Annotated in this window: 26 protein-coding genes and 1 tRNA gene; 6 read left to right on the forward strand and 21 right to left on the reverse strand. The window is 58.7% G+C overall.

Annotation, left to right across the window (positions count from 1 at the left end):
• Positions 1-172 precede the first annotated feature (172 nt).
• The 5 genes from BVK86_RS23645 to BVK86_RS23665 all read right to left on the reverse strand — a co-directional run bounded on the left by BVK86_RS23645 (position 173) and on the right by BVK86_RS23665 (position 2,175).
• Positions 173-541, reverse strand: coding sequence for a bacteriocin (locus BVK86_RS23645; RefSeq protein ID WP_075948685.1), 369 nt, complete (start codon positions 539-541; stop codon positions 173-175).
• Positions 542-850: 309 nt separating this feature from the next.
• The gene (locus BVK86_RS23650; protein ID WP_075948780.1) at positions 851-1,039 is read right to left on the reverse strand and encodes a hypothetical protein; all 189 of its coding nucleotides are present in this window, start codon (positions 1,037-1,039) and stop codon (positions 851-853) included.
• A 145-nt stretch (positions 1,040-1,184) separates the two neighbouring features.
• On the reverse strand, positions 1,185-1,505 hold the full coding sequence (locus BVK86_RS23655; protein WP_075948686.1) for a YbjQ family protein: 321 nt from the start codon (positions 1,503-1,505) through the stop codon (positions 1,185-1,187).
• Between the two features lie 88 nt (positions 1,506-1,593).
• Positions 1,594-1,776, reverse strand: coding sequence for a hypothetical protein (locus BVK86_RS23660; RefSeq protein ID WP_083659350.1), 183 nt, complete (start codon positions 1,774-1,776; stop codon positions 1,594-1,596).
• Between the two features lie 309 nt (positions 1,777-2,085).
• Positions 2,086-2,175 (reverse strand) — tRNA-Ser (locus BVK86_RS23665).
• A gap of 308 nt (positions 2,176-2,483) precedes the next feature.
• Between BVK86_RS23665 and BVK86_RS23670 the strand changes: the two genes are divergently transcribed.
• The 3 genes from BVK86_RS23670 to BVK86_RS23680 all read left to right on the forward strand — a co-directional run bounded on the left by BVK86_RS23670 (position 2,484) and on the right by BVK86_RS23680 (position 5,255).
• Complete coding sequence (locus BVK86_RS23670) at positions 2,484-3,173, forward strand: crotonase/enoyl-CoA hydratase family protein (protein WP_075948687.1); 690 nt, start codon at positions 2,484-2,486, stop codon at positions 3,171-3,173.
• Positions 3,174-3,387: 214 nt separating this feature from the next.
• A complete protein-coding gene (locus BVK86_RS23675; RefSeq protein WP_075948688.1) occupies positions 3,388-4,110 on the forward strand; it encodes a lysophospholipid acyltransferase family protein in 723 nt (240 codons plus the stop codon).
• A 173-nt stretch (positions 4,111-4,283) separates the two neighbouring features.
• Positions 4,284-5,255 carry a magnesium and cobalt transport protein CorA gene (locus BVK86_RS23680; protein ID WP_075948689.1) on the forward strand — a complete coding sequence of 324 codons (972 nt, stop codon included), beginning with the start codon at positions 4,284-4,286 and terminating at the stop codon, positions 5,253-5,255.
• Positions 5,256-5,308: 53 nt separating this feature from the next.
• Here the strand turns inward: BVK86_RS23680 and BVK86_RS23685 are convergent, their stop codons facing one another.
• The 3 genes from BVK86_RS23685 to BVK86_RS23695 all read right to left on the reverse strand — a co-directional run bounded on the left by BVK86_RS23685 (position 5,309) and on the right by BVK86_RS23695 (position 9,506).
• Positions 5,309-6,037 (reverse strand): amidotransferase, encoded by a 729-nt coding sequence (locus BVK86_RS23685; protein ID WP_075948690.1) that lies wholly within the window; start codon positions 6,035-6,037, stop codon positions 5,309-5,311.
• A gap of 94 nt (positions 6,038-6,131) precedes the next feature.
• Positions 6,132-8,276 (reverse strand): 3-hydroxyacyl-CoA dehydrogenase NAD-binding domain-containing protein, encoded by a 2,145-nt coding sequence (locus BVK86_RS23690; protein ID WP_075948691.1) that lies wholly within the window; start codon positions 8,274-8,276, stop codon positions 6,132-6,134.
• A 24-nt stretch (positions 8,277-8,300) separates the two neighbouring features.
• Entirely contained in the window at positions 8,301-9,506 is a 1,206-nt protein-coding gene (locus tag BVK86_RS23695; protein WP_075948692.1) for an acetyl-CoA C-acetyltransferase, read from the reverse strand.
• A gap of 293 nt (positions 9,507-9,799) precedes the next feature.
• On the opposite strand from BVK86_RS23695, the gene BVK86_RS29575 reads away from it, so the two are divergent.
• Positions 9,800-10,003 (forward strand): hypothetical protein, encoded by a 204-nt coding sequence (locus BVK86_RS29575; protein WP_139315795.1) that lies wholly within the window; start codon positions 9,800-9,802, stop codon positions 10,001-10,003.
• A 97-nt stretch (positions 10,004-10,100) separates the two neighbouring features.
• Complete coding sequence (locus BVK86_RS23700; protein ID WP_075948693.1) at positions 10,101-10,922, forward strand: c-type cytochrome; 822 nt, start codon at positions 10,101-10,103, stop codon at positions 10,920-10,922.
• A gap of 57 nt (positions 10,923-10,979) precedes the next feature.
• Here BVK86_RS23700 and BVK86_RS23705 read toward each other — a convergent pair whose 3' ends face one another.
• From BVK86_RS23705 to BVK86_RS23745, 10 genes are all read right to left on the reverse strand, one after another.
• A complete protein-coding gene (locus tag BVK86_RS23705) occupies positions 10,980-11,789 on the reverse strand; it encodes a transglutaminase family protein (RefSeq protein ID WP_075948694.1) in 810 nt (269 codons plus the stop codon).
• Positions 11,786-12,736, reverse strand: a complete 951-nt coding sequence (locus BVK86_RS23710; protein WP_075948695.1) for an alpha-E domain-containing protein — start codon at positions 12,734-12,736, stop codon at positions 11,786-11,788. Before BVK86_RS23710 ends, BVK86_RS23705 begins: the two co-directional genes overlap by 4 nt.
• Positions 12,737-12,748: 12 nt before the next feature.
• Positions 12,749-14,158, reverse strand: coding sequence for a circularly permuted type 2 ATP-grasp protein (locus BVK86_RS23715; RefSeq protein WP_075948696.1), 1,410 nt, complete (start codon positions 14,156-14,158; stop codon positions 12,749-12,751).
• Between the two features lie 208 nt (positions 14,159-14,366).
• Positions 14,367-14,528 carry a hypothetical protein gene (locus BVK86_RS29865; RefSeq protein ID WP_157720451.1) on the reverse strand — a complete coding sequence of 54 codons (162 nt, stop codon included), beginning with the start codon at positions 14,526-14,528 and terminating at the stop codon, positions 14,367-14,369.
• 4 nt (positions 14,529-14,532) lie between these two features.
• On the reverse strand, positions 14,533-14,877 hold the full coding sequence (locus BVK86_RS23720; RefSeq protein WP_075948697.1) for a ribonuclease E inhibitor RraB: 345 nt from the start codon (positions 14,875-14,877) through the stop codon (positions 14,533-14,535).
• Positions 14,878-15,090: 213 nt separating this feature from the next.
• Positions 15,091-15,324 (reverse strand): hypothetical protein, encoded by a 234-nt coding sequence (locus BVK86_RS23725; RefSeq protein ID WP_075948698.1) that lies wholly within the window; start codon positions 15,322-15,324, stop codon positions 15,091-15,093.
• 150 nt (positions 15,325-15,474) lie between these two features.
• Positions 15,475-15,666: a PLDc N-terminal domain-containing protein gene (locus BVK86_RS23730; protein ID WP_075948699.1), complete on the reverse strand. Its 192-nt coding sequence runs from the start codon at positions 15,664-15,666 to the stop codon at positions 15,475-15,477.
• 82 nt (positions 15,667-15,748) lie between these two features.
• Positions 15,749-16,279 (reverse strand): hypothetical protein, encoded by a 531-nt coding sequence (locus tag BVK86_RS23735; protein ID WP_075948700.1) that lies wholly within the window; start codon positions 16,277-16,279, stop codon positions 15,749-15,751.
• A gap of 122 nt (positions 16,280-16,401) precedes the next feature.
• Positions 16,402-16,920, reverse strand: coding sequence for an ankyrin repeat domain-containing protein (locus BVK86_RS23740; RefSeq protein ID WP_075948701.1), 519 nt, complete (start codon positions 16,918-16,920; stop codon positions 16,402-16,404).
• Between the two features lie 95 nt (positions 16,921-17,015).
• Complete coding sequence (locus BVK86_RS23745) at positions 17,016-18,854, reverse strand: long-chain-acyl-CoA synthetase (protein ID WP_075948702.1); 1,839 nt, start codon at positions 18,852-18,854, stop codon at positions 17,016-17,018.
• Between the two features lie 344 nt (positions 18,855-19,198).
• On the opposite strand from BVK86_RS23745, the gene BVK86_RS23750 reads away from it, so the two are divergent.
• A complete protein-coding gene (locus BVK86_RS23750) occupies positions 19,199-19,477 on the forward strand; it encodes a DUF3509 domain-containing protein (protein ID WP_075948703.1) in 279 nt (92 codons plus the stop codon).
• Positions 19,478-19,630: 153 nt separating this feature from the next.
• Here the strand turns inward: BVK86_RS23750 and BVK86_RS23755 are convergent, their stop codons facing one another.
• The 3 genes from BVK86_RS23755 to aroC all read right to left on the reverse strand — a co-directional run bounded on the left by BVK86_RS23755 (position 19,631) and on the right by aroC (position 22,550).
• Entirely contained in the window at positions 19,631-20,176 is a 546-nt protein-coding gene (locus tag BVK86_RS23755; RefSeq protein ID WP_075948704.1) for a 1,2-dihydroxy-3-keto-5-methylthiopentene dioxygenase, read from the reverse strand.
• A 102-nt stretch (positions 20,177-20,278) separates the two neighbouring features.
• A complete protein-coding gene (locus tag BVK86_RS23760) occupies positions 20,279-21,430 on the reverse strand; it encodes an MFS transporter (protein WP_075948705.1) in 1,152 nt (383 codons plus the stop codon).
• Between the two features lie 28 nt (positions 21,431-21,458).
• Positions 21,459-22,550: a chorismate synthase gene (aroC, locus tag BVK86_RS23765; RefSeq protein WP_075948706.1), complete on the reverse strand. Its 1,092-nt coding sequence runs from the start codon at positions 22,548-22,550 to the stop codon at positions 21,459-21,461.
• Positions 22,551-22,594: the final 44 nt, after the last annotated feature.

Raw genomic sequence — 22,594 nt, forward strand, 5'->3', positions numbered from 1 at the left:
CCTTGCCTCTGGCTAACACTTCCCCTTGCCGGGTGTGTAGAGGACTTTCACCTCCAAGTCACCAGCATGGCCACCACAGCCAAGCTAGTTGCGCTTGCGCGCAACGCGCCATGCCTGGCGCACAAACCAAAAAGCCCGGCACAAGCCGGGCTTTTTAGACGATCAGATTTGCTCAGTGACGCTTGTGACCTTTGGCCAGGTTGTTGCCTACGCCGCCGCCCAGCGCGCCACCCAGGCCTGCGCCGATGGTCGAACCGGTCTTGCCGCCCAGGCTGTTGCCGATGACCGAACCACCGGCAGCGCCAACGCCGCCGCCGATGGCTGCGCTGGTACGGTGGCCTTTTTTAGCCGCTACGGCACTGCCCGCTGCGCCCGCTACACCTGCACCGATAGCCGCGCCGGTGCTGCCGCCCATGCTCTGGCCTACAACGTTACCCAGTGCACCGCCCAAACCGCCGCCGATGGCGGCCGTGCCGTCACCAGCCATTGCACCTTGAGCAACCAGAAGACCCAGAACCAGAGCAGGCAGAGTGAAACGCATGACAAAAACCTCGAAAATAGGGTGTAAACGAAAGGGGCGAGATTGAATGCTTTAGAGGAGAAAAAGTCCAGCCACGCGCGCGCGCAACCTCGTTATTAGCGACGGTTGGACAGCATTTTTGGAAAAGGTTTTATGACAGGCAAAAAAAAGCCCGCTGGGGAACGGGCAGGGTGTTGCTTCTAACGGATGAGTTGAGCCTACGTAGGTCCATGTGAAAACTTTGTGAAAAAAATCCGCATTAAATAAACGTTCACACAATCTTCCAGAGACAAAAAACCCCGTTCGATGACGGGGTCTGTTCAATGTCCATTATTTCCTGGCCGGTGCCGTAACCTTGGGTAGGAATTTTCCCTTCAGCACTCGGCAAGCCCGGGTTTTGATCTTGTCGACCTCGGTCTGATCTTCACCGAAGCTGGCTACATACTGCGTCTGGCCGCACTGTACGAAATTGTTGATCGGAAACTCCGCGCCGTCGTCTTCAATATACGGATCAGCCATCTCTTCGCCCCTCTCAAAAACGGGATCGACACCGGCAAGCCCTATTGCCTGAAAAATATCGACCACCAAGGATTTTGAGACTAGCCGGTCATTACTGGACTTGCTGTTCAGATAGCCCAACGCCCGACGAATGGCCCCTTTCGCATCACCGAAGCTTGACCGCCGTACCCGTAACGAAAACCACCACCATCCCGCCCTTCCCGGCCGGCATGCTGATCTCATAATCGAGCCCCACCACCGCATCCGCCTGCAGTGCCCGCGCCCGCTCCTTGATCTCGTCAGTGGCCTGCTCTCGCGCCTCCTTCAACGCCCGCTCCAGCGTCTGCGAACGCCCACCAAAAATATCCCGCATGCCGGCAAACATATCGCGGATAACGTTGACGCCTTGCACCGACTCGGCACTGACGATGTCGAGGTACGCGGTGATTTGCCGACCTTCGATGGAATGGGTTGTGGTGGTGATCATTTAATTTCCTTGTTGCTCAAAGAATGAAGTGCATTAAACGCTACGCCGCGTCGCTCATTCTGATCAGGGGATTTGAGCAAACGACGAATCAGAGAAACTTGACCAACACCGCCGTGACAGTCGCCACCGTGCCAATCAAACCAGTGGCTACCGCCACCGGGTACCAGAACGTCTCCCGCGTCATCTTGCCAGCTTCAGCGTTCAGCTTGCGCTGCTCAGCCATCAGCTTGACGATCTCCACATGAATCTTCTCCAGCTCCGCCTGCTTCATGGTGAGTTCCTGCATAACGTGCGCGTACCCGTGCTGATGGATGGGCCTGTCAGAGTGCGTTGCCCTTTGATTCACTTTGTACCTCATCGAAGGCGCAAAACGAATCCCCGGCAAGAACGGGGTTATCAAGTGCTGAAACCTCCTAAAACGTCTAAACGTGCGGGTTTGCAGCAGGCGTTCCCACACGCCGAGCCAACGTCCTACATCAATTTCAGAAGCGGCCTGGTTTCTGCCGCCTGAAATTCAGGCACCTGAAACAACAAAACCCCTGGTTTCTTTCGAAACCAGGGGTTTTGTTTACATCGAATTTGGCGGTGAAGGAGAGATTCGAACTCTCGATACAGTTTCCTGTATACACACTTTCCAGGCGTGCTCCTTAAGCCACTCGGACACTTCACCGTATCTCTTCAAACATGTTCTGTCTGTCGAGGCGCGCTAATGTAGTCGAAAGCATTTCTGATGGCAAACATTTTTTTCAGAATTTTCATGCGGTTAACGCGATTGGTTGATTGCGATCGTTCAGGGACAGGGCAAACCGGCCAAACTCCGGCTTCGCGCCCTCCTCTATATAGAGGGCAATGCGTGGCCGGCGTGGCGGGCTACGCTTGCCGGGCGGGTAAAGGGTGACTGGCGGGTCAGTCACGGCGCTTTACCTGGCCGGTGGCGGTGGGTAACTTCTGCCCTACTTTATTAAAAGGAATAGCGTCATGAGTGAGTTGATTTCCTACCATCTCGAAGACGGTATCGCGACCCTGACCTTGAGCAATGGCAAGGTCAATGCCATCTCTCCAGACGTGATTACTGCCTTCAACGCTGCGCTGGATCAGGCGGTGACTGATCGTGCGGTGGTGATCATTACCGGTCAGCCAGGGATTCTGTCCGGTGGCTACGACTTGAAGGTGATGACGACCGGCCCTAAAGAAGCAGTGGCGTTGGTAACGTCCGGCTCGACGCTGGCCCGGCGCCTGTTGTCGCATCCGTTCCCGGTGATCGTGGCGTGCCCTGGGCATGCTGTGGCCAAGGGTGCGTTCCTGCTGCTGTCGGCCGACTATCGCATCGGTGTCGAGGGTCCGTTCAGCATTGGCCTGAATGAAGTGCAGATCGGCATGACCATGCACCATGCCGGGATCGAGATTGCTCGCGACCGCCTGAGCAAAGCGGCGCTGCAGCGTTCGGTGGTCAACGGTGAGATGTTCAATCCGCAGACGGCCGTGGTGGCCGGTTTCCTCGACGCGGTGGTTGCGGCTGACGAATTGCAAGGCGCTGCGCTGGCGGCGGCCCGTCAATTGAAGAAGATCAACATGACGGCCCACAAGAACACCAAGTTGAAAGTTCGCAAAGCTTTGCTGGAGGCCCTGGACAACGCGATCATCCAGGATCAGGAGCATCTGGGTTAAGCCCAAACCTGCGATAGCGAAAAGCCCGACCGTCGTGTCGGGCTTTTCGTATGGGCGATGACGAAAAAGCCTACAACCGCTCTAGAACACGTCTTACCCGAGATTCTGAAACATGTGCTCAAACATCGGCCATCTTCCACCTATATAGCGGCAATTGCCGAAAACAGTGCACATCCGTACACTGCGCCACCTTTTGTCCCGGTGGGGCCTGAAAATGCTGTTTGTTTTACGTATGTCATTGATGGGCCTGCACTTTATCGTGGCGGGTGTGCTGGGTGTGATTCTCGGCCTGTGTCGCCCGTTCAATCCGGACAACAGTCGACTGTGCGCACGCCTCTACGCGTGGCCGGCGATGTGCATTCTGCGTTTGCGAGTGAAGGCCGATGTCGGCCCATTGATGGAGAAACCCGACAGCTGCGTGATCATCGCCAACCACCAGTCCAACTACGACCTGTTCGTCTTCGGCAACGTCGTGCCTCGCCGGACCGTGTGCATCGGCAAGAAGAGCCTCAAATGGGTGCCGTTGTTCGGTCAGTTGTTCTGGCTGGCCGGTAACGTGTTGATCGACCGTGGCAATGCGCAGAAGGCACGCCAGTCGATGTTGACCACCACCCACACCCTGCAAAACGAAGACACCTCGATCTGGGTGTTCCCGGAAGGCACCCGTAATTTGGGCGAAGAGTTGCTGCCGTTCAAGAAAGGCGCGTTCCAGATGGCCATTGCCGCGGGTGTGCCGATCGTGCCGGTGTGTGTCAGCAGTTACGTCAAGCACATGCGATTGAACCGCTGGCGCAGTGGGAAAATTCTGATCCGTTCGCTGCCGGCGATTCCAACGACGGGTTTGAGCCTGGATGACATGCCGATGCTGATGGCCCAGTGTCGTGAACAGATGCGCGAATGCATCGATTCAATGGACCGGCAACTGCAAGCCGCTTAAAACAAAACCCGCCCTGTGCGGGTTTTCTTTTGCCTGTGGATTTTTACCCGCGAACTCGGCAGATTTCACTGACTCTCACACAGTAGACAAGGCTAAGCTGGACACTGCCTGCCACGGCCTTCTTTAGTATTAGAACGCGACCAATAAAAGCTGCCGAGAAGTGAACCAAGACCATGGGTAGAGTTGTTGCTGCTGCGGTTTACAGCGCTGGAAAGAAAGTTACCAATATCACCCTCGATGAAGGCGCGGCCTGGGCAGCAAAGCCTGGTCACTTTGTCTGGATCGGCCTTGAAGAGCCGAATGCAGAAGAGCTGTTCAATCTGCAACGACAGTTCAACCTGCATGAACTGGCCATCGAAGATGCCCTTGAGAAACACAGCCGGCCAAAACTGGAAACCTTTGGCGATGCGCTGTTCATCGTCACGTATTCGCCAATTCGCGAAGACGGCAAACTCAAGTTCATCGAAACCCACATTTTTGCCGGCAATGGCTACATCATTACCGCACGCAATGGTCACTCGGCATCCTACGCCTATGTCCGCCAACGTTGTGAAGCGCGTCCGTTGTTGCTGGAGCATGGGGAAGATTTCGTCCTCTATGCCATCCTTGATTTCGTGATCGAGAACTACCAGCCAGTGGGCGAAGCGATCCATGACGAGATTGATGAGCTGGAACGCAATGTGATGTGCGGTTCGCTGAACGAGCGCGACATACAAAAACTCCACAGCCTGCGCCGCGATGTGTTGCGCTTGCGCCGATTTGCGGCGCCCATGGTGGAGATTGGCGAAGAACTGCAGAAGTTGAGCTTCCCGTTTATCGACAAGAACATGCGTCCGTACTTTCGCGACGTGCAGATTCATGTGACTCGGCAAATGGAAGACCTGACGACCCTGGCTGACATCGCCAGTCAGACCATCGAGGTCGGGGTGTTGCTGGAGGCGTCACGGCAAAGTGTGGTGCAGCGCAAGTTTGCCGCGTGGGCGGCAATTCTGGCGTTCCCGACGGCGGTGGCGGGGATTTACGGGATGAACTTCCAGAACATGCCCGAACTGACCTGGCATTACGGCTACTTTGCCGTGCTGGGGTTTATTTCGGTGGGTTGCGTGAGTTTGTGGGCGAGTTTCAAGAAGTCGGGCTGGCTTTAACAGTCCTTCGTGGCGAGGGAGCAAGCTCCCTCGCCACAATGAATGCACGGGTCTCACACTGATTGAGTTTCCGGCTTGTGCGCCACAAACCGCATCATCCACTCAGCCACCGTGGTGCCGTGATGCTCACTGTCCAGACTGGCGATGCCTTTCGAGTAAATCTGCTCGCCCAGCGCTTGCTGACGGATCTCCAGCAAGGCACGGGAATAGTCGTGAATGAATTCCGGATGGCCCTGGAAGCACAGCACCTGATCGTTGATGTGGTACGCGGCAAACGGGCAGAAATCGCTGGAAGCAATTACCGTGGCGTTTTCCGGCAATGAGGTGACCTGGTCCTGGTGGCTGATCAACAGGGTCAGCTCTTCGCGCACCGGGCTCATCCACGGGGCCTTGGCGGCGAGTTTGTAGTTGTGCGTGCCGACGCCCCAGCCCTGGCTCGCGCGCTCGCTCTTGCCGCCGAGCAACAGCGCCAGCAACTGGTGGCCGAAGCACACGCCCAACAGTTTGTCGCCGCGCTCGTAGCGGCTCAGCAAGTACTTTTTGAGGGTTTCGATCCACGGATCCGTGCCAAAGGAGTCGGCCTTGCTGCCCGTCACCAGGTAGGCGTCGAACGCCAGGTCATCGCTCGGGTAATCCCCCTGCACCACGTTGTAGATGGTGAAATCAGCGGCAATCGGTTGTTGCGAAAACAGGCGCTTGAACATCTGCCCGTAGCCCTGGTACTGGTCGACCAATTCCGGACGCAGGTTGTCGGTTTCCAGAATGCAGATGCGTAACGACATAAAAAATACCTGACACGTGATGGGGATAATGCACACCTCAGAGCCTGCCTTGAAACACGGTATCAAGGCAAGCCCCCAGCGCGTCACTTGCCCCTTAGAACGCCTCCCCTTTGGCAGCCTTTTCCAACAGCAGTGCCGGTGGAGCGAAGCGCTCGCCATACTGCCCGGCGAGGTACTGGGCCCGTGCGACGAAGTCCTTGACCCCGTACTGATTGATAAACTGCAGCGCGCCGCCGGTCCAGGCGGCAAAGCCTATGCCGAAGATCGATCCAACGTTGGCATCCGCCGTCGAGGTCAGCACGCCCTCCTCCACGCAGCGCACGGTTTCGATGGCTTGCACGAACAGCAGGCGATCGCGTACGTCCTTCGGCGAAATCTGCCCATCGGCTTTTTCAAAGCGTGTTTTCAGTTCGGGCCACAGATGTTTCTGCCCCCCAGCCGGATACTCGTAGAAACCGCCCCCGGCCGCCTTGCCTGGCCGCTTGTATTCGTTGAGCAGCAAGTCAATCACGGCGAACGCCGGGTGCTCAATCAGCGGTTTCCCTTCTGCTTGAAGGTCTTTGGCGGTTTGCTGACGGATGTGGCTCATCAGACTGAGGGAAACTTCGTCAGAGATCGCCAGTGGCCCGACAGGCATGCCGGCCTTGCGCGCCTCGGTCTCGATCATCGGCGCGCTGACGCCTTCGCCTAGCATGGCGATGCCTTCGTTGGTGAAGGTGCCGAACACCCGCGAGGTGAAGAAACCACGACTGTCGTTGACCACAATCGGGGTTTTCTTGATTTGCAGAACAAAATCGAAGCCGCGTGCCAGGGTTTCGTCGCTGGTATTGACGCCCTTGATGATTTCCACCAACGGCATTTTCTCCACGGGGCTGAAGAAATGCAGACCGATGAACTTGCTCTGGTCCGGCACTGCCGTGGCGAGGCCACTGATCGGCAGGGTGGAGGTATTGGACGCGATCACCGCGTCCGCGCCGACGACGTTCTGCGCGGCCAACGAGACCTTGGCTTTCAGTTCACGGTCTTCAAATACCGCTTCGATGATCAGGTCGCAGCCCGCCAGGTCGGCATCGCTTTCAGTGGGATGGATGCGCGCCAGCACGGTTTCACGTTGCTCGACGCTCATCTGCCCGCGCGCTACTTTCTTGTCCAGCAGCGCAGCCGAGTGCGCCTTGCCCTTCTCGGCCGCCGCGAGGTTGATGTCCTTGAGCACCACGTCGATACCCGCCGACGCGCTGACAAACGCGATGCCTGCGCCCATCATCCCGGCGCCGAGCACGCCGACCTTCCTGGTTACATAAGGCGCGAAACCCTGAGGTCGGGAACCGCCGGCATTGATTTCATTGAGCTGGAACCAGAAGGTGCCGATCAGGTTTTTCGAGACCTGGCCGGTGGTCAGTTCGGTGAAGTAGCGGGTTTCGATCAGGTGCGCAGTGTCGAAATCCACTTGCGCGCCTTCAACCGCCGCACAGAGGATTTTCTCCGGCGCAGGCATCGTGCCCTGGGTTTTGCTGCGCAGGATCGACGGCGCAATCGCCAGCATCTGCGCAACTTTCGGGTTCGACGGCGTGCCACCGGGGATCTGATAGCCCTTCACATCCCAACATTGAACCGCGCCGGGATTAGCAACAATCCATGCTCGCGCCTTGGCCAGCATGTCATCGTGATCCGCGGCCAGCTCATCGATCAGCCCTGCTTGCAACGCCTGTTGTGGCCGAACTTTTTTACCTTCAAGCAAGTACGGCAGGGCTTTTTCCAGACCGAGCATGCGCACCATGCGCACCACCCCGCCACCGCCCGGCAACAGGCCGAGGGTCACTTCCGGCAGGCCGAGTTGCACCGCCGGATTGTCCAGCGCCACCCGGTGATGGCAGGCCAGGCAGATTTCCCAACCACCACCGAGCGCCGCGCCGTTAATGGCGGCGACCACCGGTTTACCGAGGGTTTCCAGGGTGCGCAGTTGGCCCTTGAGGGTCAGCACCATGTCGTAAAAGGCTTTGGCTTCGGGTTTGCCGACCTTGATCAGTTCATTGAGGTCGCCGCCGGCGAAGAAGGTTTTCTTGGCGGACGTGATGATCACGCCGGCGATGTTGTCCTTGTCGCTCACCAGACGGGCGACGCAATCGGCCATGGCTTCGCGATACACCGCGTTCATGGTGTTGGCGCTCTGGCCCGGCATGTCGATGGTCAGGACAACGATCCGGTCCTGACCCTTTTCGTAACGAATGGCTTGGCTCATAAACAGGTTCCTTGAAGGCGAGACTCAGAGGCGTTCGATGATGGTGGCAATGCCCATGCCGCCGCCGACACACAAGGTCGCGAGGCCATAACGCAAGCGCCGGGTTTCCAGTTCATCGAGCAAGGTGCCGAGAATCGCGCAACCGGTAGCGCCCAGCGGGTGGCCCATGGCGATGGAGCCGCCATTGACGTTGACCTTGTCCGGGTCGACGGCCATGTCCTTGATGAATTTCAACACTACCGAGGCGAAGGCCTCGTTGACCTCGAACAGGTCAATGTCTTCGACACGCAACCCGGCCTTCGCCAAGGCCTTGCGTGTCGCCGGCGCGGGGCCGGTGAGCATGATGGTCGGGTCGGTGCTGGTGACCGCCGTGGCGACGATCCGCGCCCGGGGCTGCAAGCCTAGCGCCCGGCCCTTGGCTTCGGAGCCGATCAACATCAAGGCTGCGCCGTCGACGATCCCCGAGCTGTTGCCCGGGGTGTGAACATGGTTGATCCGCTCCACATGGCTGTAGACCCGCAGCGCCGTGGCGTCGAAGCCCATCTGGCCGATCATCTCGAAACTCGGCTTGAGCCTGGCCAGGCCTTCGAGGGTCGATTCGGCACGGATGAATTCATCATGATCGAGCAGGATGATGCCGTTCTGATCCTGTACCGGTACCAGTGATTTTTTGAACGAACCATCAGCCCGCGCCCGCGCGGCTTTCTGCTGCGAGTGCAGAGCGTATGCATCGACGTCCTGGCGACTGAAGCCTTCGAGGGTGGCAATCAGGTCGGCGCCCACGCCTTGCGGAGTGAAATGGCTGTGCAGATTGGTGGCAGGATCCAGCGCCCAGGCCCCGCCGTCGCTGCCCATCGGCACCCGCGACATCGACTCGACGCCGCCAACGACCACCAGATCTTCGAAACCGGAACGCACTTTCATCGCCCCCAGGTTCACCGCTTCCAATCCAGACGCACAGAATCGATTGATCTGCACGCCGGCCACACTGACATCCCAATCGGCGACTTGAACGGCGGTTTTGGCGATATCGGAGCCTTGATCGCCGATGGGCGTCACGCAGCCCAGCACCACGTCATCGACCTGACGGGTATCGAGGGCCGTCCGCTGTTGCAGCGCCGTGAGCAACCCCGCCACCAGGTTGACCGGTTTGACGCTGTGCAAGGCGCCATCGGCCTTGCCCTTGCCTCGGGGCGTGCGTAATGCATCGAAAATCAAAGCTTGGGTCATGGTGTCCTCGATCTTGTTGTTGTCGATTTTTGATCTTTTGAAGGTGCTCCCACCTTATTCCGTGCTGGCACGGATTCAATGACCGCAACGCTCAGTGACGTTGACGCACACGCTCAGACGGACGGTCATCCAGAGCTCGGTGAACCGGTTCAGGACACGCAGGTGTCTAGCAAAAGGCCGCCCAAGAAGCTGGCAATAGGCCTCATGCCTTTTTGATAGCTATTTTTAAGAACACCATACTAAATGGATCTAAACCAAGTGTGACGCGGGCTCTAAGGTGAAGGTGTACGAAGTTGTCGTCGGGTTTTGCCGAGGCGCTCGTCCTACAGGAAGTGCATCGCGCTGCCGTCATGGAGATATGCAGGCAGGCATCAGGAAATAACAAAAAAGGCGGTCAAGCCATGTTCAAACACTCGAAAGTTCGTCAAGCCGGGCTCATTCTCTTCGCCACCACATTGTTGTTGATCGTGCCGAACCTGACCAAGGTGATCGGCTGACTCACGCGCCAGAGTTGATTATCGCCACATCAAAAATGTGACTGGCTCGCTACCCGGGCCAGCGTGGCTGTGCCAATCTTTGCGGCACTTCCACGACATGGACGGCGATCCTTTGAAAACGCTCCTTCTGTTCGGGGCCTTGCTGCTCAGCACGCCTCTGTATGCCGCACAGCTCAACCTGGAGCTCGGCGCGGACAGCCGCACCTGGCAGACCGAGGAGTTGCTCAAGCATCCTCAAGCCCAGACCATCACCATTGCCAATGACGTTTCCTACAAACGCGACATGAGCTATCGCGCCGTGCCGCTGGCTGCATTGCTGACCGGCATCAAGCCTGACGATCACCTGCAAGCTGTGGCGCTTGACGGCTTTGCCGCAGAACTGGCGGCTGCACCTCTGCTGAACACCGAAGGGGCTCGCGCCTGGCTGGCGATTGAGGATCCCGCCAGGCCCTGGCCGCCCCTCTCCGCAGGCAAGCACAGCGCAGGGCCGTTTTATCTGGTCTGGACCGACCCACGGGCGGGCAACATCAGCCCGGAACAATGGCCGTTCGAAGTCGCCAGCATCAAGCGCATGGCACCGGTGGCCGAGCGCTTCCCGGCCCTGCTGCCGGACCCCGCGTTAAAGGCCGAAGATCCGGTCAATAAGGGCTTCGCGTTGTTTCAGAAGAACTGCCTGGCCTGTCATCGATTGAACGGTGCTGGCGACGCGCAGTTCGGGCCTGACCTGAACATTCCATACAACCCGACCGAATATTTTGGCGCGGACTTCCTCAAGCGCTATATCCGCGATCCGCAAAGTTTGCGCCAGTGGCCGCAAGCGAAGATGCCGGGGTTTTCAGCCGAGGTGTTGCCGGATGAGGATCTGGGGATGTTGGTGGGCTATTTGAAACACATGGCCGGACGCAAAACTAAGCCGTGATGCATTTCCCCTGTGGAAGCGAGCCTGCTCGCTTCCACAGGGGCGGCGGTGTTTGCGCTACTGCTGCTGCACGGAAATCACCGGTGCCGGCGTCGGGGTCACCAGGACCTTGGCGTGCATCTGCTCACACCCGCCGCCCCGACGCATGCCGCGTACCGGGCAGGCATCGAGGTAATCAAGCCCTACTGCCAGTTTCAAGTGTCGTTCGGGGCGCGCCAGTTCGTTGGTCACGTCGAAGCTGTACCAGGCGTCATCGAGCCAGGCTTCAGCCCAGGCGTGGCTGGCCAGGTGTTCACTGTTCTCGCTGTACAGATATCCCGACACGTAACGCGCCGGAATGCCCAGGCTGCGGGTGCAGGCGAGAAATGCGTGGGTGTGGTCCTGGCACACGCCAGAGCGCCCGGCGAAGGCTTGTGCGGCGCTGGTGTCCACTTCGGTGGCGCCAGGCGTGTAGGTCATGTGCTGGTTAAGGCCGTGCATCAAGTCGATCAGCGCCGTGCGGTCCCGGCGTTGCTTGCATTGCTTTTCGGCGAACGCGCGCAAGGCCTTATCAGCCTCGGTCAGACGGGTAAATCGCAAAAACGGCAGCGCCGACTGGCTCTCGTGCTCGGCTTCGCGCAGTTCATCGATATCGACCTGCCCCCGGGCACCGATGATGATCGCCTCGTGAGGCTCGTCCATGGTCAACACATGCAGGATGTTGCCGAACGGATCGAGTTGCGCGCGCACCGGACGCGGCAGGTCGAGCTGCCAACTGAGCACATGCTGACGCTCGCTGTCGTGGGGCGTCAGTCGCAAATACTGGATGCTCGCCCGCACCTGATCTTCGTAGTGATAGGTGGTCTCGTGGCTTATGGAAAGTCTCATGCAGCCTCCAGGTAGGAACTGTGAATCGCGTTGCCCAACTGGCGCACCAGCGGGATGAACTCGGTCAGCCAGGCGTGCAGGCCTTCGTCGAGTATTTCGTTGATGCCGGTGTAGCGAAGACGCGCGTCTATTTCCGCCGCCATACGTTGCGCGGGGCGTCCATTGGCCCCCGGCAACTGGGCGAGGATCTGGTCGATTTCTTCGGTGCAGGCGCGCAGGGAACGCGGCACATCTGCCCGCAGCAACAGCAACTCCGCTACATGCCGCGCGCCGGGAGCGTCACGGTAAATCTCGGTGTAGGCCTCGAAGGAAGAGAGAGCCCGCAGTAGCGCACTCCACTGATAATAGGCGTGTGCCGTACCGTCGCTGACCGCTTCGGCCTGATCACCGGCCATTTCGTAACGGGCGTCGAGCAGACGCAACGTGTTGTCGGCCCTTTCGATGAACGTGCCGAGACGGATGAAGCGAAACGCGTCGTTACGCATGATGGTGCCGTAGGACGCGCCCCGGAACAGGTGGGAACGTTCCTTGATCCACTCGCAGAAACGGCTCATGCCATAGCGGCTGAGGCCTTGCTCGGCGATGCCGCGAATTTCCAGCCAGGTGGCATTGATGTTTTCCCACATGTCGGCGGTGATTCGCCCACGCACCGCATGAGCACTGGCCCGCGCCGCGCCGAGACAACTGTAGATGCTGGCCGGGTTGGCCGCGTCCAGGGCGAAGAAATGCAGTAATCGCTCGGCATGCAATTCGCCGTGGCGTTCGAGGTAGTCGTCCAGCGTGCCGGTAATCAACAGCGGCATGGCCAGTTCGTGCAAGCCGTTGCCACGGCCATCCTGTGGCATCAGTGACAGCGAGTAACTGATGTCGAGCATCCGTGCGAGGTTTTCCGCCCGCTCCAGGTAACGCGACATCCAATACAAATCCGAGGCAGTTCTACTTAGCATGACAGGCTTCCTTCAATCCTCGACCACCCAGGTGTCCTTGGTTCCGCCACCCTGGGAGGAATTCACCACCAGGGAGCCTTCGCGCAGGGCGACCCGGGTCAAACCGCCGGGTACGACCCGGGTCTCACGGCCTGACAACACAAACGGACGCAGATCGATATGCCGCGGTGCGATACCGTTTTCGACAAACGTCGGACAGGTCGACAGCGACAGCGTCGGTTGCGCGATATAGGCGTGGGGCTTGGCGATGATGCGTGCGCGGAAGGATTCGATTTCCGCCGCCGTCGCCGCCGGCCCCACCAGCATTCCGTAACCGCCGGAGCCTTGGGTTTCCTTGACTACCAGTTCTGGAAGATTGGCCAGCACGTGGGAAAGTTCAGAAGGATTACGGCACTGCCAGGTAGGAACGTTCTTGAGAATCGGCTCTTCATCCAGGTAGAAGCGAATCATGTCGGTGACGAACGGATACACCGATTTGTCATCCGCTACCCCCGTGCCGATGGCATTGGCCAGCACCACGTTGCCGGAACGGTAGGACGACAGCAGTCCCGGTACGCCGAGCATCGAATCCGGATTGAACGCCAGCGGATCGAGGAACGCATCGTCGAGGCGACGGTAGATCACGTCGACGGCTTTGGGGCCGTCGGTGGTGCGCATGTAGACCTTGTCGTCACGCACGAACAAATCCGCACCCTCCACCAGTTCCACACCCATTTCCCGTGCCAGGAACGCATGTTCGAAGAACGCACTGTTGAACCGTCCCGGGGTCAGTACCACAACGCTCGGGTTGTCGATCGGGCTCGAGCTTTTCAGGGTGTCGAGCAACAGGTTCGGGTAATGGTCGATGGGGGCAATGCGTTGCGCCGCGAACAGCTCGGGGAACAGGCGCATCATCATCTTGCGATCTTCGAGCATGTAGCTGACGCCGCTCGGGGTCCGCAGGTTGTCTTCGAGCACGTAGTACGTGCCGTCGCCGTCGCGCACCAGGTCGACGCCGGAGATATGCGAATAGATATCGCGGTGCAGATCCAGCCCTTGCATCGCCAATTGGTATTGCTCGTTGGCCAGCACCTGTTCGGCTGGAATGATTCCGGCCTTGATGATGCGTTGCTCGTGATAGAGGTCGGCGAGGAACATGTTCAACGCCTTGACCCGCTGGATGCAACCGCGCTCGACCACTCGCCATTCGCTGGCGGGGATGCTGCGGGGAATGGTGTCGAAGGGAATCAGGCGCTCTGTCCCCTGCTCATCACCGTAGAGCGTGAAAGTAATCCCGGCGCGATGAAATAACAGATCGGCCTCGCGTCGCCGTTGTGCCAAAAGCTCGTCAGGCGTTTCGGCCAGCCAACGGGCAAACTCCCGATAATGCGGGCGGACCTGGCCGCCGGCATCGTACATCTCATCAAAATAGGTGCGGATCATGCCGTACTCCTTGTCACCCGGACATGCAGGCCTTCGCAAGGCCCGTGCCATCGGCATAAACGCTTTGATTTCAATCGGTTGGATATTCAACGCGGACACACCGCACCAATTCTGTGCGGCAAACGCCCCAACCTGATCGCCCCCGCTTCATTGCAAGGCGTTGTTGTCGCCTATCACCAGCATAGTCAGAGTTGATTTCACTGCCCGCTCAACGTTGGGGATAATCCATGCATTCGCTGAAAAGCTCACCGAACTTCCCTTTAGCCGCCCGTTTTGGGCGGCTTTTTTTTGCCTTTTTGAAATGTTGTGAATCAAAAACAAAAACGGCCAACCCAAAGGTCAGCCGTTGCTGATGCTTGTTACTGTTCATAGCGTTATGCGAGTCGCCCTCGTACCTCCTGCTTGACACCCCAGCCCTCAATGATGCCGCCCAATGGCTCGACCACCGCTTCGAAACCCTGTTCGAAATCGCCGATGTCATCGTAAGTGGCGTACATCACTTTGCTCAGTTCGAGCGCCCATGCGCCGTCGTCGCGCACACTGATCTGCGCATTCAGCGATTCACCATGATGAAATTGACGTGCCGCCCTGCGTGCCCGCTCCTCGTCCGGGAAAATGGCGTAGAACTCGATGGGATGGAACCGTGAAAAATCAAAACCGCCTTCTTTCATGCGGCGCAGCACACTGCTGCTGATGTCTTCTTGATGGGCTGTGCTCATGAAACGTCCTCCTCAACTGATGGATAGACTTTCCGTACTCCCTGACGCACGCGCCCCGAGGGTGCGAGCGTTTCGGCAACCGATGTGCCGACGGGAAACAAGCATGGAGCTGACAAGACCAGACCTTAGCGATCCATTCGCTGATCTCGATTGCAGATTAGCCCCAAGATAGAGCTGCTGCCAAGGCCTGGTTGTGAATGTGACAGGAGATGTTCAGATTGGCGTGATGCCGAGGATTTGGATGCTGTTCTGGGCTTTCAGGTTTTTCACGCTGGCGTCAGTGGTCCGCCCTTCGAAATCGTTCAGATCCAGCTTCGCGGCGACAGGAAGGACACGTTCCTTGATGAGTTTGGCGGCCTGCTCATGGCTCGGGCATTCCTCGCACTCGAAGATTTCGTCGACGGTTTCACCGTGATCATCCACGAAAGTGACTTTCCAGTTGGACATCGGAGTCTCCTCGATCAAACCTGCAATGGGCTTACAACTATCTCGACCTGGATAGCTGGCTAATCGTTCCAATGGATCAGTTGCCGTTCAAAATGCGGGAGCGAGCCTGCTCGCTCCCGCAGGGGAAACGCGTCGGGCTCGAGAGCCCGGTCAGATTCTGACATTCCCTCGCGGCCCGGCAATCGCCCAGATGATCAGGCCCAAAACCGGTAGCAACAGGATCAATAGCACCCAGAGGACTTTCATCCCGGTCTCGGAGCCGCTTTTCAGCACATTGATGATGGCCCAGATATCCAGGGCAAGAATGATCAGGCCTACCAGGCTGTTAAAGGTGGAACCCATGGTGACGCTCCTGAAGAGTGGTATGCCCCCTTAGGATAGCCGGCCATGGCCAGGGTTCCCTTTTATTGACAGCGTTGTGGCCTCAGACGTGGATGGCCACTTTCAGCGCTTCGAGGGATGGCGCCGCCGCGATGCCGACTTCGGCGCACAGCTCCAGCACCCGCGGCAGGTCATTGCCGTAGACCAGCACCACCTGCAACTCGTCGTCCAGCAGTTGGCTGAAGTTCATCAGCGTATAACCGCCGCTTTCCTTGTTGAGGCTGCTCATCTGCACCTGGATGCGATTGAGCGCAGTCAGCGCTTCGGTCTTGGCCAGTTGCTTGGGCTTGAGGTTGAAATCGACCCCAGGACCAAACGAGGCGACGATCTGCGCGAACAGGTCCGCGTAGGTATCGGCCTGGAACAGCACGGTTTCCGGCAGGCTGCCGACGACGACCCATTCACCCAACGGAATCGGGAAAGTTTCGTCGTAGTTGATGTCTGGGTTGGCTGTCAGAAAACCCTCTGGATCGGCGTAGGCCTGGGCCGCTTCGTCAGCGACTTTCTGGATTTCGTCATCGCCCATGCACCCGGAGCTGATTTTGCTGATGAGTTCGACGAGTGCGGCTTTCATGGGGTAGATCCTGTAGCGAGGGAATTTTGAGGCGCGAAGGATAACCGCAAAAACGAAAAAGATCGCAGCCTTCGTCAGCGCCTACAGGGTGCTGTCGAAGGTTGCGATCTTTCGCAGGCCCCTCAGCCCAGCAGTTTTTCCAGCTGCGCGATGGTGTCGGTAGCGCCCAATGTCTTCGCAGCATCGAGCGCGGTAATGCCATTGGCGTCCTTGGCTTTCGGGTCAGCACCTTTGCTGATCAGGTAATCGACGACTTCAACGCGGTTGAACATCGCGGCCATCATCAACGCCGTACGGCCGTCGAACGACGAGCCTTCCACCTGCGCGCCGCCTTCAACCAACGCCTTGATCACCGCCAGGTCACCCTTGAACGCGGCGCCGGCAATCGGGCTCTGGCCATTGTCGTTGCGGATTTCCGGGTCGGCCTTGTGTTCGAGCAGGACTTTCACGGTATCGACATGACCGTGATACGCGGCCAGCATCAGCAAGGTATCGCCCTTGTGGTTGCGCAGGTTCGGCGGCAGGCCCTTGCTCAGCAGCGCAGCCATCATGGCCGCATCGCCCTCGCGCGCCTTGTTGAATACCTGTTCGGCAAACTCGGCAGCTTCTTCGGGGGTCATCTGGCGGCTCTCGTCGGACATTGGGCACTCCATTGTGTCATTCGTAAAAGCCGACAGTTTCCCGAGCAGCCCCGACACTGTCACTTCTTTTTTCTGATGCGAGCCTATAGCCACGTTCAATAACGATGCTTGCCGGCCTGAATATCCGATAACACCTGCTCGGTGACCTGCGTGTAAGTATCGGTGCCGGGCAGCCAGGCGTAGATCGGGTCATCTCCGGTTCTGGCCGGGTCGAACGCTTCGTCCTTGAGCCGGGTCTTCTGGTACTTGAAAGTCCCGGTGGTCTCCATTTTCACTTTCACCCGCAGAAACAACGGCACCGCGTAGGCCGGCATGTGCTGGCGGACAAAAGCCAGCAGTTCGCTGAAGTCCAGGGTTGCCAATGACTCCGCCGGCGTGATCGCGGCCATCCCGGCGCGGCCGTTGGTGTTGCGGATCTCTACGCCGTAAGCCACTGCTTCGGAAATAGGCGGGTACTGCAGGAGGATGTTCTCGACCTCGGTGGTTGAGACGTTCTCCCCCTTCCAGCGGTAGGTGTCACCCAACCGATCGACAAACTGGGCGTGCCCGAAACCGATGTTGCGTAGCAGATCTCCGGTGTTGAAGTATCGGTCGCCTTTCTCGAACACGTCGTGAAGGACGACTTTCTCGGTTTTCAGCGGATCGGTGTAGCCGTCCAGCGGTGCCTTGTCGTCGATTTTGGCCAGCAACAAGCCCTGCTCGCCCTTGCCGACCTTGCGCATGAAGCCGTTGGTGCCACGGGTCGGTGCACCAGTGTCGTGGTCATACGCCGCCAACTCCCACGACATCAGGGAAAAACCGACGGTGTTGTCGAAGTTCAGGATGTTGGTGAAACCGATATTGCCGTCACTGGCGGCATACAGTTCGCAGATGTGATCCACGGCAAAGCGAGTCTTGAACTCGGTCCATGCACCGGGGCGCAGACCGTTGCCGATCATTTTCCTGACCCCGTGTTTGCCGTCGTCGGCACTGGGCGGTTGATCGACCAGGTAACGGCACAACTCGCCCACGTAACCGATGGTCGTCGCCCGGTACTTGTGCACGTCGCTCCAGAACTGGCTGGCGCTGAATTTGCGGCGGATGGCGAAACCCGAAGCGCCGCTGACGGCCGAGCCCCAGCACACGCATAAACCAGTGGCGTGATACAGCGGCAAGGTGCAATAGACGACATCTTCGGGGCGCATATCCAGCGCGATCATGCCAAAGCTGGCGGAGCTGCGCATCCAGCGCCCGTGCTTGAACACCCCGGCCTTGGGCAACCCCGTGGTGCCGGAGGTGTAGATGTAGAAACAAGGGTCGTCGAAAAAAACCTGCTGGCTGCTGGCGGGGTTTTCACTGTTGGCGTCGATGCTGGCGGTCATCAGATTGATGAACCCCTGCGGGGCGATTCCCGGATGACTCCAGGTGTCTTGATCGGCGACAAACCAGGTACGCGCCGATTCGATCGACACTTGCTCGCGCACGGTCAGGAACGCCGGGACCAACTCCTCGCCAACGACGATGGCGGCCGGTTTCACCAGGTTTATGCTGTGTACGAGGGTGTCACGGGTTTGCGAGGTATTGAGCAACGCCGTGATCGCCCCAACCTTGGCCACTGCGAGGATCGTCACCAGTAATTCCGGGCGATTTTCGATGAACACGGCTACCACGTCGCCCTTGACGATGCCTTGCTCGATCAGATGGTGGGCAATGCGATTGGCCCACTGATTGACCTGTGCATAAGTCAGCGCAACGTCGCCATGCAACAAGGCCAGGCCATCAGGGTTGCGCAAGGTGGCTTGTTCGAAACTCCACCCCAGGCCACACGGTTGGGTCGGATCCTTGACGTTGGCCACCTTCATCCCCTTCACAACACGCGGAATGGCTTTGGCTATGGAGGGCAGCTTGCGGAGCATCATGCCCCAGGTAATCGTGTCGCTTGGCGTGCGGCTCATGTCTGCTCCCGTTCGATCTTTTTATTGTCGGGCGGCGTTGATTAAGCCCGAAAATACGTCAACGGTTCTTGAGCTGTACACGCGGTTTTTGAAATGTTTTGTATCCGCACCCGTACCGGACGAATGCCTGAGCACCTGCCTGGACAATGGTTCCATCCAATCGCCGAGAAACCTGCAAAATGCAGGATGCACGATGGCCCTTCATGCAAATTGCACGGAACTGAAAAAACATAAAATAACTAACTGTATGTTTTTAAAGGAATTTATAAAGCGGCGGATACTGGCACAATCACTGCAACTCTCTGTACATGCTTGCCATTCAAGAGCTAACGGAGCTGATAGACATGAGCCTGATCCAAGAAAAATTTTCGTCTTTGTTCTCCAACTTCGAAGTTGCCACCCAGCCTCGTCCTGACGGTGGAATTCTGCTGACCCTGCGTGGGGGTGAAGGCAGAGAGTTCAAACGCTCGATTTCCTACCAGCAATTGCACAATGGCGACCAACTGTCGTGGGTCATCAGCGCCATTCGCCGTGACCTTGCCGAACAGGCCAGCGAGCTGCCGCAAATTTCGATGTTGCAGAGCCAGCAACGGTTTGCGCTGCCGACTTATCATTCGCTGTAAACACTGAACAACTGTGGGAGCGAGCTTGCTCGCGATAGCGGTCTGTCAGACACATTGATGTGGACTGATCCGACGCAATCGCGAGCAAGCTCGCTCCCACAGGTTTATGCAGTGCTGAGAAGGTAGCGAGATTCACATACGCTTCGAATCGCCTTAGTCCTCAAGACGCGGAAACTGCCCGGCAATCTTGTCGCCGGTGAAATTCGCTACACGGCCTTGCGGGTGGTTGAACAGGCGAATCGTGACGAAATGCGGGCGCTCGCCCATGTCGAACCATTGCCGGGTACCCGCCGGCACCGAAATCAGGTCGTGTTTCTCGCAGAGCACCGCGTAGACGTAATCGTCGATATGCAGCGTAAACAGGCCACGGCCGGCAACGAAAAACCGTACGTCGTCCTCTTCAAGGCAATGTTCTTCGAGGGATTGCACGCGCAGTTCTTCCACTTGCGGGTGATCGCTGTTGACGCTGTGCACTTCGACATTGATGTAGCCGCGCTCGGTCATCAACTGGTCGATGGGTTGCTGGTAGGCGGCGATCACTTCTTCCTGACTCGCACCGGGCTGGATTTTCGCAGCGGAGTGCCAGCGGTCGAAACGCACGCCGTGCTCGGCCAGGGTCGACTGAATGTCTTCGAGATGGGTCAGCACCTTGTTGGGAATCTCGGGGCTGGAGACGTGATAGACGGACAGGCTGCTCATCAGGGCAACTCCTTAACGGTTAAGAGCGAGCGTGTCTTCAACTCGCACTCGAACAAAAATTCAAAAGCCTCGTTTGCCGGGCAAGCTGTTCACAAGGACGGCTCAAAGCCTGTCCTCTTGCATCCGTGTGGCAATGATAACGGCTGCCGCGACGGCGGCGAGGCTGGCAATACTAAAGGTCCATGCCGCGCCGAGGGCATTCCAGCTGTAGCCGGAATACAGCGCCCCCATGGCGCCGCCCGTGCCGGCGAGCGCGGCATATAACGCTTGGCCCTGCCCTTGCTGGCGCGCACCGAAACTGCGTTGTACGAAGGAAATGGCGGCGGCATGAAAACTGCCGAACGTCGCCGCGTGCAAGACCTGGGCAAACAGCAGCACCCAGAGAAACTCGGCCAGCGAACCGAGCAGCAACCAACGTAGCGCCGCCAGCAGAAAACTCGCCAGCAAAACCCGGCGCAGCGAGAAGCGCGCAAGAATTTTGCTCATGGCCATGAACATCAACACTTCGGCCACCACGCCAACGGCCCACAGCATGCCGATCACGCCGCGGCTGTAGCCCAGACGCTCGAGGTGAAGGGTCAGAAAGGTGTAATACGGCCCGTGACTCATCTGCATCAACGCCACGCTGCCGTAAAAGGCCAGCACACCGGGGCTGCGCAGTTGCTTGAGAAATCCCTCCCCCGCCACGCGGTTGCCCGGTGCCGGCTGAGCGTTCGGTACCCACAGGCTGCTCAGGACGATGCCGGCCATGATCAGCACCAGCGCCGCCGGGTAGATGTCCAGGCTCAGCCATTCGAACAGACGGCCCAGCGCGACCACGGTAATGATGAAACCGATGGAGCCCCACAGGCGAATCTGACTGTAGCGCGAAGTCTGCCCCTGCAAATGCGCCAGGGTGATGACTTCAAACTGCGGCAGCACCGCGTGCCAGAAGAACGCGTGCAGCGCCATCACCATCGCCAGCCAGGCGTAGGTCTTGCTGACGAAAATCAGTGAGAAGGTGAGTAATGTGCACACCCCGCCGAAACGCACGATGGCCAGCCGCCGACCGGTGTAGTCACCCAGCCAGCCCCAGATGTTCGGCGCTACGCAGCGCATCAGCATCGGGATCGCCACCAGTTCGCCGATGCGCGCGGCGGAGAAACCCAGGTGATCGAAGTACAACGCCAGAAACGGCGCTGTCGAACCGAGCAAGGCGAAATAGAACAGATAGAAACTGGAGAGCCGCCAGTACGGGAGCGCCGCCGCAACCATCAGATTGCAGCGGCCGTGAGGTCAGCCATTAAAGCTGACCCAGCACCGGCGTGCTCACGCGCACGTCGGCGTTCTGCCCGCGGTGACGCAGCAGATGGTCCATCAGTACGATGGCCATCATCGCTTCGGCGATTGGCGTGGCACGGATGCCGACACACGGGTCGTGACGGCCCTTGGTGATCACGTCCACCGGGTTGCCATGAATGTCGATGGAACGGCCCGGCGTGGTGATGCTGGATGTCGGCTTCAGTGCCAGATGCGCAACGATCGGCTGACCGGACGAAATACCGCCGAGAATGCCGCCCGCGTTGTTGCTGAGGAACCCTTGCGGGGTCATTTCGTCACGATGCTCGGTGCCACGCTGGGCGACGCTGGCGAAACCGGCGCCGATTTCTACGCCTTTGACCGCGTTGATGCTCATCAGCGCATGGGCCAGCTCGGCGTCGAGGCGGTCGAAGATCGGCTCGCCAAGGCCCGGCATCACGCCTTCGGCGACCACAGTGATCTTCGCGCCGACCGAATCCTGGTCGCGGCGCAGCTGATCCATATACGCTTCCAGCTCCGGCACTTTGTCCGGGTCGGGGCTGAAGAAGGCGTTTTCTTCGACCGAGTCCCAGGTCTTGAACGGAATTTCAATCGGGCCGAGCTGGCTCATGTAGCCGCGAATGACGATGCCTTGGGACGCCAGGTATTTCTTGGCAATCGCCCCGGCCGCCACGCGCATCGCAGTTTCCCGCGCCGAGCTGCGACCGCCGCCGCGATAATCGCGCTCGCCGTATTTGTGGTGGTAGGTGTAGTCGGCGTGGGCCGGGCGGAACAGGTCCTTGATCGCCGAGTAGTCCTTGGACTTCTGGTCGGTGTTGCGGATCAACAGGCCAATGGCGCAACCGGTGGTGCGACCTTCGAACACGCCGGAGAGGATTTCGACTTCGTCAGGTTCCTGGCGCTGGGTGGTGTGGCGGCTGGTGCCGGGCTTGCGGCGATCCAGGTCGCGCTGCAGATCCTCAAGGGAGATCTCCAGGCCCGGCGGACAGCCATCGACAATGGCGACCAACGCCGGACCATGGCTTTCGCCCGCGGTGGTGACAGTGAACAGCTTGCCGTAGGTATTGCCGGACATGCAGGACGCTCCGTGAAATCGAACCCAAATACATAATGCGCGCC

This window comes from Pseudomonas reinekei (genome assembly GCF_001945365.1).
GTDB lineage: Bacteria > Pseudomonadota > Gammaproteobacteria > Pseudomonadales > Pseudomonadaceae > Aquipseudomonas > Aquipseudomonas reinekei.

Excerpts from the sequence above, each read along its gene's own strand:
- BVK86_RS23655 (WP_075948686.1), bottom strand. The coding sequence starts at position 1,505 with ATGATCACCACCACAACCCATTCCATCGAAGGTCGGCAAATCACCGCG.
- BVK86_RS23740 (WP_075948701.1), bottom strand. The coding sequence starts at position 16,920 with ATGTCCGACGAGAGCCGCCAGATGACCCCCGAAGAAGCTGCCGAGTTT.
- BVK86_RS23760 (WP_075948705.1), bottom strand. The coding sequence starts at position 21,430 with ATGGTTGCGGCGGCGCTCCCGTACTGGCGGCTCTCCAGTTTCTATCTG.
- BVK86_RS23745 (WP_075948702.1), bottom strand. The coding sequence starts at position 18,854 with ATGAGCCGCACGCCAAGCGACACGATTACCTGGGGCATGATGCTCCGC.
- BVK86_RS23690 (WP_075948691.1), bottom strand. The coding sequence starts at position 8,276 with ATGAGCCAAGCCATTCGTTACGAAAAGGGTCAGGACCGGATCGTTGTC.
- BVK86_RS23695 (WP_075948692.1), bottom strand. The coding sequence starts at position 9,506 with ATGACCCAAGCTTTGATTTTCGATGCATTACGCACGCCCCGAGGCAAG.
- BVK86_RS23650 (WP_075948780.1), bottom strand. The coding sequence starts at position 1,039 with ATGGCTGATCCGTATATTGAAGACGACGGCGCGGAGTTTCCGATCAAC.
- BVK86_RS23685 (WP_075948690.1), bottom strand. The coding sequence starts at position 6,037 with ATGTCGTTACGCATCTGCATTCTGGAAACCGACAACCTGCGTCCGGAA.
- BVK86_RS23675 (WP_075948688.1), top strand. The coding sequence starts at position 3,388 with ATGCTGTTTGTTTTACGTATGTCATTGATGGGCCTGCACTTTATCGTG.
- BVK86_RS23670 (WP_075948687.1), top strand. The coding sequence starts at position 2,484 with ATGAGTGAGTTGATTTCCTACCATCTCGAAGACGGTATCGCGACCCTG.
- BVK86_RS23680 (WP_075948689.1), top strand. The coding sequence starts at position 4,284 with ATGGGTAGAGTTGTTGCTGCTGCGGTTTACAGCGCTGGAAAGAAAGTT.
- BVK86_RS23730 (WP_075948699.1), bottom strand. The coding sequence starts at position 15,666 with ATGGGTTCCACCTTTAACAGCCTGGTAGGCCTGATCATTCTTGCCCTG.
- BVK86_RS23750 (WP_075948703.1), top strand. The coding sequence starts at position 19,199 with ATGAGCCTGATCCAAGAAAAATTTTCGTCTTTGTTCTCCAACTTCGAA.
- BVK86_RS23755 (WP_075948704.1), bottom strand. The coding sequence starts at position 20,176 with ATGAGCAGCCTGTCCGTCTATCACGTCTCCAGCCCCGAGATTCCCAAC.
- aroC (WP_075948706.1), bottom strand. The coding sequence starts at position 22,550 with ATGTCCGGCAATACCTACGGCAAGCTGTTCACTGTCACCACCGCGGGC.
- BVK86_RS23715 (WP_075948696.1), bottom strand. The coding sequence starts at position 14,158 with ATGATCCGCACCTATTTTGATGAGATGTACGATGCCGGCGGCCAGGTC.
- BVK86_RS23735 (WP_075948700.1), bottom strand. The coding sequence starts at position 16,279 with ATGAAAGCCGCACTCGTCGAACTCATCAGCAAAATCAGCTCCGGGTGC.
- BVK86_RS23645 (WP_075948685.1), bottom strand. The coding sequence starts at position 541 with ATGCGTTTCACTCTGCCTGCTCTGGTTCTGGGTCTTCTGGTTGCTCAA.
- BVK86_RS23725 (WP_075948698.1), bottom strand. The coding sequence starts at position 15,324 with ATGTCCAACTGGAAAGTCACTTTCGTGGATGATCACGGTGAAACCGTC.
- BVK86_RS23660 (WP_083659350.1), bottom strand. The coding sequence starts at position 1,776 with ATGAAGCAGGCGGAGCTGGAGAAGATTCATGTGGAGATCGTCAAGCTG.
- BVK86_RS23710 (WP_075948695.1), bottom strand. The coding sequence starts at position 12,736 with ATGCTAAGTAGAACTGCCTCGGATTTGTATTGGATGTCGCGTTACCTG.
- BVK86_RS29865 (WP_157720451.1), bottom strand. The coding sequence starts at position 14,528 with ATGAACAGTAACAAGCATCAGCAACGGCTGACCTTTGGGTTGGCCGTT.
- BVK86_RS23720 (WP_075948697.1), bottom strand. The coding sequence starts at position 14,877 with ATGAGCACAGCCCATCAAGAAGACATCAGCAGCAGTGTGCTGCGCCGC.
- BVK86_RS23700 (WP_075948693.1), top strand. The coding sequence starts at position 10,101 with ATGGACGGCGATCCTTTGAAAACGCTCCTTCTGTTCGGGGCCTTGCTG.
- BVK86_RS23705 (WP_075948694.1), bottom strand. The coding sequence starts at position 11,789 with ATGAGACTTTCCATAAGCCACGAGACCACCTATCACTACGAAGATCAG.